This window comes from Paenibacillus litoralis (assembly GCF_046244365.1).
GTDB lineage: Bacteria > Bacillota > Bacilli > Paenibacillales > NBRC-103111 > Paenibacillus_V.
Genome location: NZ_CP176395.1, coordinates 652,123 through 665,755 on the forward strand (window position 1 = coordinate 652,123; position 13,633 = coordinate 665,755).

Below are 13,633 nucleotides of genomic sequence, written 5' to 3' on the forward strand. Positions count from 1 at the left end.
ACATTCGTAAAGGCAAATCGCTCGACAATTCCGCAGTCGACGGATTACGGTTACCATAATAATCTCGAGTCGTGACACTGATCACAATTTTGGTGACAGACTGCTAGAAGAAGTAGGCCGTTTCTGGATCAAAGGTCTGATAGAGAGCCGCGAGTATTAAAAAAATGATCAACCATGTCGTTGGAGGTGCTGTCGATATACTGTAGTTCGATGGCTTTTATCCGCATCTAGGAGCAATCGTGTCAGAGCCCTTCCTTTGGAGATAAGATCCTGCAATCTTTCACATTCTTCAGCTTAAAAGACAAACGGATATTTATCCTTTGGTATAAGTGCCTCTTTTTGTATTACTATACCGCACTCTCTCTGCTAGACATTTTGAACTGATAGATTACTAGAGAGTATTATCTAGGTTTATAAGGAGAATAGACAGATGAAAAAAATACTGCTTCTAGGGGAATATAGCGGAGTACATACTAATTTGAAGGAAGGGCTACAAGAAATTGGTTATGATGTCACTATTGCCTCGGGAGGGGATGGCAAAAAGAAGTTTAAAGGAGATATTGATATATCTCTAGTGGGCAAGTTTAAGATATCCAAATTTGTACATTTGAAAAGAATTTTGAATAGTTTCGCTGGTTATGACCTTGTTCAATTTATTAATCCTTATATATCCCACAAGCTGGGGGTGTTAATGTATAAGCATATTTATGAGAATAATGGACCATCTTTTTGTCTAGCAGCAGGTGATGATGTTGAATTTACCCGCTTTACACAGAATAGGGGATTTTCTAAATACTCACCATTTGATTATGAATTGGAAAATAATATAGAACTTCCATATAGCAGTATTTTTGATATTTATTTACATAATAAATTCATGAAAAATATCAAGGGCATTATTCCAATTATGTACGAGTATGCTGAGAGTTATAGAAGCAGCGTATATAAAAATAAACTAAAGAATACTATTGCAATGCCTATTAACTTATCATCTATAAAGTATACAGAGAACAGAATAAGTAACGGAAAGCTTAAAATATATCATGGTGAATTAAGACCCTTATTCAAAGGAACTCCATATATAAAAGAAGCAATGGGAATTATTAAAAGCAAGTATCCAAATGACGTGGATATTTTACACGCAGGAATTCTTCCTTTACAACAATATTTGGATATTATTAAAGATACTAACGTTATTATGGATCAATGTAGAAGTTATTCATATGGAATGAATGCGGTCTATTCAATGGCTCAAGGGAAAATAGTAATGAGCGGAAGCGAGAAAGAATCTCTAGAAGAGTTCGGTGAGTCTTCTTGTCCTATAATAAATATTGAACCAAGCACACAGCAGATTGTTAAACAACTAGAGTTGCTTATCGAAAATAGATATAGAATTACAGAATTGGGCGAGCATTCAAGGAAATATGTCGAATTAAAGCATTCCCATATTAAAATAGCTAAGGAATATGAAGAAAGTTGGGAGTTAAAGGGCTAATGCTAAATTATTAGCTCTTTAACCGTTTGTAATAAAAAAATCTTCGAGCATGAGTTATATGGGCAAATAGAAAACTTGGGCGTGTAGAATAGTATAAGTATGAAAAAGTTAGTCGAAATTATTAGGGAAAGGTGACTATAAGTGTATCATATTCTTAACGAGCCCCAAGGTACGAGGATAAACTTTCTAAAATCACTTTATATTTTTCTTGTTTGTATATATGCTTTCATCTCTTTAAAGCCATTCTATATCTGGAAAAATGAACGATTATTTATCTTTGGAGCAGCGGCCTTATTTTTAGTGGCTATTTTAATGTATCTTTTAAAAAATAAAAGAAAAATAGATAATAACATGATTTGGTTCTATGTAACAACTTTGCTTTTAGTGATTCCCTATGCGTTAACAAATGATATTTTAAGTTACAAGGGGACTTTCTTAGTTTTTTTTCTTCCAATTTTATGTTTTATCAAAAAAACTGATTGGATTAAATTATATCGCTGCTTTTCAGTAATACTAGCCATTTCTTATATACCCGGAATACTGGCATTTTTTATAGTGTTATTAGGAATAAATTTAAACATGTCGACCATAGTTCACCCAAACGGAAGAATGTATTTTGAATTACTAGGTTCAATTTTTTGGATTACTGACTACGGTTTTTTATTAAGATTACATGGGATGTTTTACGAACCAGGGGTAGTTGGAACATTTAGTGCGTTAATACTAATCGCTGATAATGTTAATTTAAGAAAACATATCAATAAGATCCATCTTATTGCAGGCCTTTGTTCAATTTCTACAACTTTCCTTATTTTGATTTTATTTTACTTTGGAATTAAGAAAAGAAAATCATTTCTTATACTAAGCGTTTTTTTAGCAACGCTTATTTATATTGTTCCACAAAACACAGATCTAGGAGTCGCATTAAAATATAATTTTATTGAGAAAATGCCTTTTTCAGAACACGATAATCGAACTACGGAATCCTTTGATTATAAATATTACCAATTTATGGATAAAATGACGATTAAAGAGATGTTTTTTGGGATAGGTAGGAGCAGCTATGAAGAGAACTTTTCTGGCGACTTGTCCTATACGTGGAAGCAGGAAGTAATAATGCATGGATGGATTTACTTTATTTTTTTAATTATATATATGTTTTTACATGCTTTTAGAACCAAAAATAGTGATGCAAAATTATTTGCATTAGTATTCGTGTTGTCTTTGTATCAAAGGCCGGATATCATAAATATATCATACTTCTTAGTTTTTTTCGGAGGACTCTATAGTATATCCCATAAAAAAGAAGGGCAGATAATATATTGATATTATTATGATGTGATATGATATGGAATATTATAAAGGATGAGGGATCCAATGCCAAAAGTAACAGTATTAATGCCTGTATATAACGGTGAAAGGTACCTAAGAGAATCGATAGAAAGTATACTAAATCAAACATTTACGGACTTTAAGTTTTTAATTATTAATGATGGTTCAACTGATAAAAGCGTTGAGATAATAGAAGAATATAAAGATTCGAGAATACAATTAATTCATAATTCAAATAATATTGGGTTAATTGCGACATTAAATAAAGGATTGGATTTATCTGAGGGAGATTACATTGCAAGAATGGACTGCGATGATATAAGTCTTCCTAGAAGGTTGGAGATACAAGTTAATTTCATGGATAACAATAATGACATATCGGTTTGTGGGACAGGAATTGAAATAATCGGGCATAAATCATTTAGCCCTTATATAGTTTCGAATTATAATAAAATAAAAAATTATCTTGTAGTGGATGACTGTATAACTCATCCTACAGCAGTGCTTAGAACTGCTGTTATAAAAGAAAATCAATATTATTTTGATAAAAACTATGTGCATGCTGAGGACTACGAATACTTTCAAAGAATCAGTGAAAAATATAAAATTGAGAATCTAAATGAGATTCTACTACAATATAGATTATCCCCAGAGGGAATTAGTAGAAAGTTTGTACTCGATCAATTAAATATGGCAGCTCGTATTTCTACGGAAGCTCTTCTTAGAAGAGGGATTCCCTTTGAAAGACAACCATATATAAAACTCTCACTGGAAAGACAGGAAATACGTGAAGCTAAAGGTAAAATAGAAGATTTGAAATTGTTATGTAATCTTGATAATGATATAAAGGAAATAATTCGTTTTTTGTGGTTAGACATTTGCAACCGAGGGACATACCACGGTTGGTGGGCATTTAAAGAATTATATTCAATTAAAAAAGTAAATATGTTAGGCTTGAATATTAAAATGCAGTTTAGATTCCTAATTAAGTGCCTTATAAAAAGGAAATTATCTCGATAAAAGGATGATGTATATTGAAAAGAGTAGTGTTTGTTGCAGCAAATCCAATAGACCCTGATCCTAGAGCTGAAAAACAAATAATCACTTTAAAGAATAATGGTTTTGATGTTTTTGCCTTGGGATGGGATAGAAGTACAAATAAAAACGTCAGAGGTTCGATTGACAATATTGTTGTTTATAGAAAAGGTATAAAAAGCCAATTCGGGAGTGGAGTAAAGAATCTTATACCTCTAATCAAATGGCAGTTTATCGTATTGTTTTTTTTAATTCGAAATAAAAAAATGTATGATATAATTCATGCGGCAAATTTCGATACTGTCCTACCTTCAATCATTGTTAAATTTTTATTTGGAAAGAAAGTGATTTATGATATATATGATTTTTATGTTGAATCCTTTTTAGTTCCAACAAAACTAATTAGGATAATTAAATGGTTAGATTTCTGGGCAATTAAGAATGCGGATGCGATTATTTTACCAATAGAGTATCGTAAAGAACAAATAGCAGGAAGCAAATATAAAAAAATAGAGTTTATTCATAACACACCTTTTAATATTGATGTGTTTTCTCATAGAGTAGAGGAAAAAAGTTCTCTTATCATTACTTATGTAGGTATACTTTCGGAAGATCGTTTTTTAAAAGAAATGGTTCGAATTGTAAAAAAAAATCAAAACTTTGTACTTCATTTGGCTGGATTTGGTATAGAAGAGAAGGCGATAATTAAGGAAATTGACAATGCTTCGAATATTTATTTTTATGGAAAGGTGGATTATATAAGAAGTCTAGAGTTATCTGCGAAAGCTGATGTTTTATTCTGTATATATAATCCTAGTATCCCTAATCATAAGTATTCTGCTCCAAATAAAATGTATGAAGCTATGATGCTAGGTAAGCCAATTATTGTAGCTAAAGGAACAGGAGTCGATAAAATTGTTGAAAATGAGGAAATCGGATTAGTAATAAACTATTTCGATTCTATAGATGTAGAAAAAGCTCTTATCTACTTGGATAATAACAAGGAAGAACGGAAGAGTATGGCTATTAATTCAAAGAGGGCATATCTAGAAAGATATTCGTGGAATGTAATGGAAAAGCGACTATTACAATTATATTCCGATTTATAAAAGACTTGTTCATAAGGGGAAGTTTATGAAAATACTATATGCTATTACAAAAGCTGAATGGGGGGGGGCTCAGGTCCATGTATTTGATTTAATTATGCATGCTGTACAGAATAAACACGAGTGTGTTTTGGTGTCTGGAGAAGAAGGAGAGTTAGTTGAAAGGGTTAGAGGATTAGGTGTAAAAGTAGTAATTTTAGAGACATTAGTACGTGAAATTAGAATTGTAAAGGATATCAAGGCAATCATGGGGTTTATTGGTATTATAAAAAATGAAAGACCTCATATAGTACATGTTCATTCGTCTAAAGCCGGTATAATAGGTAGACTATCTTGTAAATTAACCGAAGTACCCGTAATTTTTACAGCTCATGGCTGGGCTTTTACCGAAGGAGTATCTCGATTTAGAAAAAAAATGTTTAGATTAGTTGAAAGGATATGTGCAAATATAAGTACTAAGATCATATGTGTATCAGATTTTGATCGAAAGCTAGCTCTGAAAAACAATGTGGGTAATGAGAAAAAACTTATAACAATTCATAATGGAGTAAAAAATGAAGATTTTTTATTAGAGGGGAAACCCGACAATCTTGTTAGAATTATTATGGTGGCAAGGTTTTCTTCACCAAAAGACTATAAAACATTACTGCTCGCACTGCCAAAATTATCTGGAACATTTAAAGTTCTATTGGTTGGTGATGGTGAACTATTAGAGCAAACACAGGAAATAGTATATGAATTAAATTTAGAAAATGTAGTTGAGTTCCTTGGTATGAGAAAAGATGTAAAACAACTATTAAAGAATTGTGATATTTTTGTACTTACCTCCAATTACGAAGGCTTACCAATTAGTATTATTGAAGCTATGGGAAGTAGTTTGCCAGTTGTCGCTTCCAATGTTGGAGGTGTAAATGAACTAGTTATTGAGAATTATAATGGTTTTTTAGTTGGACGCGGTGATACCATTAAAGTTGCAGAAAGTTTACAAAAATTACTGGATAACAAGATATTAAGAGAAGAAATGGGCCAAGCTAGTTATAAGCGATATAATGAAATGTTCACCTTAGAAAAAATGCTGTCTAAAACTTTTTCACAATATGACATTGTATTTAATACAAAGATTGGACAATAAAAAGCTTCTTCGCTGCAGTGAATGTTTGATGTCTGATCAATAGAGAATGCGTCAATACTACTAGGTAACATGATTAATAGGGTGATAATGACAATGTGGAGCTAAATGAGCAGTAACGACAATTTAATTACGGAGATGTTTAAAGTAGCATTAGAGCTTGAAGAACCATGGAAATTAACACATATTGAATACGATGAGAAAGATGAAGCTTGGCATCTTTTTATTGATTTCGAACGAGGCTCTATGTTTGCTTGTCCGCACTGTGGCACAGCATGCAAAGCATACGATGCAGAGAAAAAGCAGTGGCGACATCTCGATTTTTGGAACTGGAAAACGTATATGCATGCACGGGTTCCAAGAACAGAATGCCTAAATTCTGTTAAATGGTCGCGACCCAAGTCACACTTTACGCTGAAATTTGACGCATGGGCAATGCGACTGATGGCTGAAATGCCTGTAAATGCTGCAGCGCGAGAGCTAAGAGAGCACGATACTCGTATGTGGCGGATTCTCCACCATTACGTGGATCAAGCCATGTCAGAACTGGATTTATCCCAGGTAAAACGAATTACGGTAGATGAAACTTCATCACGCCGTGGTCATCGCTATATAACTTTGTTTGTGGATGTAGACACCAAGATGGTATTGTTCGCTAAAGAAGGAAAAGGCAAAGTTACTCTTACGCGTTTCAAACAGCATTTACTTGATAAAGGCGTAGAAACGGCGCAAATAAAGGGATTTTGCTGTGATATGTCTGCTGCATTTATCTCAGGAATAGAGGATCAATTCCCTAAAGCAGAAATAACATTCGATAAGTTCCATGTCATGATGATGGCGAATGAAGCCGTCGATGAAGTGCGTAAAACCGAGCAAAAAGAAGAGCCACAGCTAAAGCGAACCAAATATTTCTTTGGTTAAAAAATGAGGTAAACCTGAAGGAGAAGCAGAAAGAAGAACTTCAAAGTCTTAAAGATAGCAACTTGAAAACCGGCAGAGCTTACCGATTAAAGTTAGCTATGCAAGATCTGTGGACGACACCGCATCTACTCGCTGATGTATATTTACGCCAGTGGATCGGCTGGGCAAGGCGCTCACAGTTGGAACCAATGAAGGATCTTGCCAGGACCGTGAAAAAGCATGAAGAAGGCATTCTTCGTTGGTTTCATATCAAAATGACAAATGGCCTGCTCGAAGGAATAAATGGACTTGTGCAAGCAGCCAAACGAAAAGCACGCGGTTACAGAAACGTTCAAAATCTGATTGCCATGGTCTACATGACCGCTTACAAGCTTCGGCATCCAATATGCTTTCAGCACGCAGGTCCTAAACCCGTCCCTTTTATACCAGTTTTTAAGAATCTCCTAATTTCATTGGTAACTATGAGCCCTATTTTATGTGGCATTACCCACCCAATAGAGCGAAGAGCCAATAAAAAGTGTGTTAATCGAAGATAAATATCTACTTTAATTTTGTGATCGGTTAATATAGTACTAATCGAGAGGTATTGATTTTCATGATTGAAATGCGAAGCATATCCAAAAAAGTACCGGAAGCAGGCAACGAAGTCAGCGTCCTCAGAAACGTCGATCTATCAATCGCTGCTAAAGAGTTCCTTTCCATCATGGGGCCCTCGGGCTCTGGAAAGTCTACTCTTTTGAACATTCTAGGTTTACTGGATGTACCGACTTCGGGTGAGTATTTCTTCGAGGGAACGAATGTCAGCAAGCTGAACGGACGAGCATTGGCTGAATTCCGTAACAGAAGAATTGGCTTTGTCTTTCAATCTTTCATGCTGATACCTCGTCTGAGTGTGAAGGAGAACGTAGAGATCCCCCTACTCTATACTATATGCAGCTCTAATGAGCGGAAAAGACGAACCGAGACCGCCCTTGAGCAGGTGGGTCTTCTACATAAAGCTAAGGAGCCGGTGATTCATTTATCTGGCGGACAGAAACAAAAAGTGGCTATTGCGCGTTCTATTATTAACGAACCCGAATTGCTGCTAGCCGATGAGCCGAGTGGTAATCTGGATGCGGATTCGAAAGAAGATATTCTACGAATATTCAAGTCGTTAAACCATGCGGGGAAAACCATTGTGATGGTCACGCATGATTGGGAAGTGGCACAAGTCGGCAAGCGGATTCTCACGTTGAAGAATGGCCAATGGACCGAGACACCTTCACTGACGAAAGCTGAGGTGAAGACAGGATGAGGTTGATCAGAACGTTTGGCGTTGCTTTTCGGGGGCTATGGGGTTATCCGGTAAGAACTTGGCTTGCGGTATTAGGTATAGCGATAAGCACGCTGCTTGTCGTTTTCTTGCTTTCGGTGCTATATAATTTTAGAATTAGCCTCGTTGGCCAAATACAGAGTGTTGGTGTGCAGCAAATTGTCGTTGTGCCAGGTAAGTTATTAAATAGTGGCAAAAACATTAGCCAAGTGAACCTATCCAGTCTTCTTTCGTATACTTCGGTCACAAGTACCCTCACTTATCAGGATGTCATAGATGTGAAGGCACAGGTGCCGGAAGTCGCAGGAGCCGCCCCTCAGCTTGAGACGATCACACGAATGACGGGAGCAGGGAAAGGCGCTGAAGTGATGTATACGGGCACGCTGCCGGACTACGCCGATATGTATACGTTTGAGCTGGAGGAAGGGCGGTTTTTTACAGAGGAAGAAGCGAAGCTTGAAGAACCGGTTATTGTCCTTGGACAGACGGTTAAACAGTTGTTGTTCGGGGAAATGAGCGCTATCGGCAGTAAAGTGCAGGTGAAAGGAATTGATTTTACTGTCATTGGTGTCTTGAAGGATAAGCAACTCATAGGATTTACCTTTAATGAACGGGTATATACTGGCTATCAATTGGCAGCCAACACAGCAAATTTGCAAAATGCGTCGATGCTCTTTTTTAAAGCGCAAACTGCTGAGGGGCTAGAGGCCGTTAGGCAGAAAATTGCCACAGTAATCATAAGGAACCACAGTGGGATACAGGACTTTGGTTTGATGGCACCAGAAGGTGCACTGCACGTTGTGGATACGATTGCGGATTTGGTGACGGCCATCGCGCTCGGCATTACGGGGGTTTCTTTTTTGGTCGGGGGGTTGGGAATTATGAATGTTATGCTTCTTACCGTTAAGGAACGCACTCGAGAGATCGGCATACGTAAAGCGGTTGGCGCTGAGTGGTGGGATATTCTGTTGCAGTTTCTCCTGGAAGCTGCCTATATAAGCGCATTCGGATGTGTACTTGGATTAGCTGGATCGTATGGCCTGCTTCATTTGCTTCACCACTTTTTCCCGGTCCTCTCTACTATATTCCCTCTTGAATGGGTTGCTGGAAGTTTATTGTTTTGTGTTTCGTTAGGTTTGTTGTTTGGCATTATTCCTGCGGTAAAAGCTTTGCGAATTAAGCCGATCGACGCGCTGCGCTATGAGTGAGTTAATTGCATAAATTCGCGCTAGGATTGGAGGGACAAGCATGCGAAAAGGGATTATTGTCACTGTATCTGCTGCTTTGAGCTTTATTTTGATTACAGGATGTTCTTCGTTTTCTTCGACAGAGCAGGCAAGCGCTCCTCCTCAGGCAACGAACAATGTCAGCACGAACCTTCCAAAGCAAACGGAAGCCACTCCGGGGGGATCTGCTGATGCAGCCCAAACCGAAAAGCCACCTACCCCATCTAATCCTCCTGCTAAAATCAATGAGAAAGATCAAGAAGGACAGCAGCAGGGCAACTCAACTAAGCAAGGCGAGGGTGGGGATAAAAGTCCTCAACCAAAGGAAACTCCATCGGGAAATCAAGCTGGTACTGGAACTGCTAAAGTAACGAAGGAGCAGGTGAAAGAAAAGTACGCAGGGCAGCTCGAAGACCTAAAAAGTTATTATTCGGGTCAACTACAGAGCCTCTACAATCAGGCAATGGCTTCTAAACAGAACGAGCCATCCAAGAGTGACCTTTACGATACCTATTTAAAGAAAGCGGCGGCTTTGGAGGAAGAATCTCAGGCTAAAGTGAATCGACTTCTTCAGCAGATGAAGGAGGAATTAACCAAGCAAAGCCTGGCTGCTGATAGTGTAAATGAGCTACGTTCCGCTTATTACGCCGAAATGGCGAAGGTTAAAGAGAGTTTTGCAGGGAAAGTAAAAGCCGGTTAGGGATCCGTAAATGGGATGTTAGTTACATGACCGCAAGCTTGACAATGGAATCTGTCAATAAAGAACGACTTGCTAGGAGGCCGGATGAAGATGAAGAAGATTCATAAGATAGTTCTCTGGTCAGGCGGAGTAGTTGCTATAGTTGCTGTTACGGCTTATATGGGGATGAATTATGCAGTTGATCGAGTCATGAATTCGCTTGTCGCATCGGCTATACAGGCAGAGGCAGATCCCTCTAGCTTGATTTCTGGAGATAACCAGAGCGTTCCAGTACAACCCGAGACGTCCCCTTCAGCTTCTGCAAAAGATGCGACAGAAAAGAATCCTTCGGAAAAGACGGCAACTGCCAGTACAGATCTAGAGGCTGGCGATAAAAGCGCAACTCAATCGATTCCGAACCAATCCGGAGGAAGTGAGGAGAAGCAAACGACCCCAGCATCTAAGACTTCTGATTCGACATATAAAGCTGAAATCTCTACGGATAAAGCCAAAAAGGTCCAAGAGGAAATTACCGTAAAGGAAAAGGCGATGATCTCTTCGATCTTACTGAAAAAATTGGGAGCTTCTGATATTTCTGCATTCCTCAACATGTCCAAAGGAGGGGTGTCTGAGGAAGAAAAGCTGGAGGCCAAACGGGTTATTCTCCAAAAACTTAGTGAGGATGAATATAACCAACTTATTGCTATTGCTGCAAAGTATGGCTTGAGTCAAGGACATTCATACAAAGAAACAGCCCGTTAACGGGAATAAAAAAAGGGGAATAGAAGATGGTATCCAAATTCAGTATGAAAATGATCAAAATACTTATTGTCACTGGTGTATTATGGTGCACAGCTGTAACAGCTTACGCCGAGCAAACACCTAAGCAAACAGAAGTTTATTTTGCACCCCTGCAGTATGTATTTGAGGGAAAGCAGTATACACCTCCAGAAGGCCAACAAGGCTTCATCTATAACGGAAGCACCTACGTGCCGCTTCGCTTCATCTCTTATGCACTAGATCAAGATGTTCAGTGGGATCAGACGAGCTATACCGTGACCGTTCAGAAGCCGGATAAACAAGCGATGGTGTCCATACAGGAATACAAGATGAATAGAGAAATCCGCGGAGAGCTGAAAAAAGCAGATGCCTCTAACCTTGCACCGACGACGATACCTGTATATTTAGAGAAAGTTACATATGTCTTCGACGGAACGACCAAAGAACCATCTGCTGATTTACCAGGGTTCATTTACGAGGATTCCTTGTATGTTCCCATACGCTTTTTCTCCGAATCGCTCAATCGCCAAATCGATTGGGATCAAGAGACCTATACGGTTTCTGCGGTAACGGGTGATCAGAAACCTTCGGAGCAAAAACCTGAAGCGGGTACAGAAACCGGTTCTAAACAGTCTTCCGATTCGCTTATCTCTGCGGCCAGAAACCAACTCAGCTCCATGGAATCAAGTGCGACTAGTTCCTTTATGAGTATGGCACTATCGTATTTGTCCAGCAGCAATCCGACCGAAAAGGCTGCCATTAAAGCACAGGCCGAGGCAGCACTGGCCCAGATGGATGCTCAAGTTTCATCCATTACCGGGTCACTAGAGTCCGAGTTAAAAGCCAATGGCTATGATACAAGCCCTGCTGACGCCATGCGGAAAGAATACGCCGATAGGAAAGCGGCAGGTAGAGCACAGCTGGAGCAACTGAGATAAGTCATCTGGCAGTACAAAAGAACCTCCCCGAAAAGGAAATTCCTTTCCGGGGAGGTTCTTTTTATTTAATAGTAGTTAAGTGGCTATTCAATAAATCCTGCTTTGCTCAAAAGTCGTTTCAACATGGTAGCAGATTGTGCGCGAGTTGCATTCTCATTGGAAGCAATCGTCGTATCTGTCATACCGTCCACGATACCTGCTTTTACGGCTGCAGCAATTTCGTTTTTAGCCCATACGATTTTGTTTGCATCAGTAAACTTCGCTAGCAGAGCTGCTTGCTCAGAAGCGGAAACGGTTGTATCTTGACCTGCGAACTTCAGTGCGCGGACAACCATAGCAGCCAACTCTTCACGAGTGATGGAAGCGTTCGGTTTGAACGAACCATCTTCATAGCCATCGATGAGGCCGGCAGCTTTAGCTGCTGCTACAACGCCGGTGTACCATTCGCCAGCTTTCACATCAGTGAAGTATGTAGCGGAGGTTGCCGAAGCTGTAAGACCCAGCGAACGAGTTACGAGAGCTGCGAACTCTGCGCGAGTAATGTTGCGGTCTGCTTCAAAGATGTCGGCAGCCGTTCCTTCCACGATCAGCTTGCTCGCGAGCAACTCAATGTTTGCTTTGGCCCAGTGAGATTTAATATCGCTGAACGTGTTGGAGACTTCAACGACTGTGTAAATACTATTACCCGTACGCATGAATTGAGCTTCTTTGCCTGTGACTTTACCAGGAACAAAAATCAGTTTCTTCGTAACGGGATCATACATGACGATTGTAGTCGTTTTAGAAGCATCTTTATTCAATGGCAGCTTACGTTTAACATAAGTCTGTCCGAAATCGTTGATTGCCATTGACTTGCCATCAGTTGTAATAGCCGTAAGGTTGAAGTCTACCACTTCCGACAACGAGCTTGCGCCAGCAGCACTAATAGCTTCTAATACTGCTTTAGATGCATCGCCGGTCAGTTTTTTCATTTCGAGCTTAAGCTCGGTTAAGTTATCAAAGCTTAGAACGGAAAGAGGAAGTTCATAAGTACCATTCTCATTCACGACAGTTAATGTAGCGCCAGGTTTCTTGGCGGCATCCACTAAGGCTGAAACAGGGATAGTTAATGTTTCGCCAGTTAGTTTAATGGTCACATTCAAGTGAGCGGCTAGCGATGCTTTCAATACATCGGCGTTAAGGGTACCGTTGGAAGTTAACTCGGATGCTGCATTGTTGTTTGAACCTCCGCCACCTCCGCCGTTACCTCCGCCAGATGAAGGTGGGCAGTTGCTAGTACATCCAGGATCAACAGGCTGCCTGTAAACGTTACTGGATACCGCTTCTTGAACACCATTGGCAAAAGACTTTAAAATAAGCGGGTTATAACTCGCATCCGTAACGGACATCGTGAAGTTATACCAGTAGTTCCCGTATACATCGGCATTCACGTATGTAGCTTCAACAGGCGTCAAGTATCTTGTGCCATCCTGCGAGTATACATTAACCGAAACGCTGCCGTAGACAGAACTGTAAACTTGGCCGGTTACCGTACCGTTTGCGTTGTAAACGATGTTAGAAAAGCCAGAAGCGGCGTAACCAATGACGGGCATTAGAATCGATAAGAACAGAAGTGAAGCTAGTAGTGTTGATGTTTTCTTCATGAAAATAGTTTTAAGCATTGAAAAAGTTCTCCTTTCT

Annotated in this window: 13 protein-coding genes; 12 read left to right on the plus strand and 1 reads right to left on the minus strand. The window is 39.1% G+C overall.

Going from position 1 to position 13,633, the window contains the following annotated elements; genetic code table 11:
* The first annotated feature begins 430 nt into the window (after positions 1 to 430).
* The 12 genes from ACKGJP_RS02825 to ACKGJP_RS02880 all read left to right on the plus strand — a co-directional run bounded on the left by ACKGJP_RS02825 (position 431) and on the right by ACKGJP_RS02880 (position 11,953).
* A complete protein-coding gene (locus ACKGJP_RS02825) occupies positions 431 to 1,495 on the plus strand; it encodes a glycosyltransferase (protein ID WP_409344182.1) in 1,065 nt (354 codons plus the stop codon).
* Between the two features lie 141 nt (positions 1,496 to 1,636).
* Positions 1,637 to 2,821: a hypothetical protein gene (locus ACKGJP_RS02830; protein WP_409344183.1), complete on the plus strand. Its 1,185-nt coding sequence runs from the start codon at positions 1,637 to 1,639 to the stop codon at positions 2,819 to 2,821.
* 51 nt (positions 2,822 to 2,872) lie between these two features.
* Positions 2,873 to 3,847, plus strand: a complete 975-nt coding sequence (locus ACKGJP_RS02835) for a glycosyltransferase family 2 protein (RefSeq protein WP_409344184.1) — start codon at positions 2,873 to 2,875, stop codon at positions 3,845 to 3,847.
* Between the two features lie 14 nt (positions 3,848 to 3,861).
* Entirely contained in the window at positions 3,862 to 4,971 is a 1,110-nt protein-coding gene (locus tag ACKGJP_RS02840; RefSeq protein WP_409344185.1) for a glycosyltransferase family 4 protein, read from the plus strand.
* Between the two features lie 25 nt (positions 4,972 to 4,996).
* Positions 4,997 to 6,100, plus strand: coding sequence for a glycosyltransferase family 4 protein (locus ACKGJP_RS02845; RefSeq protein ID WP_409344186.1), 1,104 nt, complete (start codon positions 4,997 to 4,999; stop codon positions 6,098 to 6,100).
* Between the two features lie 105 nt (positions 6,101 to 6,205).
* Entirely contained in the window at positions 6,206 to 7,018 is an 813-nt protein-coding gene (locus ACKGJP_RS02850; RefSeq protein ID WP_409344187.1) for an ISL3 family transposase, read from the plus strand.
* 14 nt (positions 7,019 to 7,032) lie between these two features.
* Positions 7,033 to 7,554 (plus strand): transposase, encoded by a 522-nt coding sequence (locus ACKGJP_RS02855; RefSeq protein ID WP_409347057.1) that lies wholly within the window; start codon positions 7,033 to 7,035, stop codon positions 7,552 to 7,554.
* A 59-nt stretch (positions 7,555 to 7,613) separates the two neighbouring features.
* The gene (locus tag ACKGJP_RS02860) at positions 7,614 to 8,312 is read left to right on the plus strand and encodes an ABC transporter ATP-binding protein (RefSeq protein WP_409344188.1); all 699 of its coding nucleotides are present in this window, start codon (positions 7,614 to 7,616) and stop codon (positions 8,310 to 8,312) included.
* On the plus strand, positions 8,309 to 9,538 hold the full coding sequence (locus ACKGJP_RS02865; RefSeq protein ID WP_409344189.1) for an ABC transporter permease: 1,230 nt from the start codon (positions 8,309 to 8,311) through the stop codon (positions 9,536 to 9,538). Before ACKGJP_RS02860 ends, ACKGJP_RS02865 begins: the two co-directional genes overlap by 4 nt.
* Positions 9,539 to 9,578: 40 nt before the next feature.
* A complete protein-coding gene (locus ACKGJP_RS02870; RefSeq protein ID WP_409344190.1) occupies positions 9,579 to 10,256 on the plus strand; it encodes a hypothetical protein in 678 nt (225 codons plus the stop codon).
* A gap of 90 nt (positions 10,257 to 10,346) precedes the next feature.
* Positions 10,347 to 10,997 carry a hypothetical protein gene (locus tag ACKGJP_RS02875; RefSeq protein WP_409344191.1) on the plus strand — a complete coding sequence of 217 codons (651 nt, stop codon included), beginning with the start codon at positions 10,347 to 10,349 and terminating at the stop codon, positions 10,995 to 10,997.
* Positions 10,998 to 11,023: 26 nt separating this feature from the next.
* The gene (locus tag ACKGJP_RS02880; protein WP_409344192.1) at positions 11,024 to 11,953 is read left to right on the plus strand and encodes a copper amine oxidase N-terminal domain-containing protein; all 930 of its coding nucleotides are present in this window, start codon (positions 11,024 to 11,026) and stop codon (positions 11,951 to 11,953) included.
* Between the two features lie 83 nt (positions 11,954 to 12,036).
* Here the strand turns inward: ACKGJP_RS02880 and ACKGJP_RS02885 are convergent, their stop codons facing one another.
* Entirely contained in the window at positions 12,037 to 13,614 is a 1,578-nt protein-coding gene (locus ACKGJP_RS02885) for an S-layer homology domain-containing protein (RefSeq protein ID WP_409344193.1), read from the minus strand.
* Positions 13,615 to 13,633 lie beyond the last annotated feature (19 nt).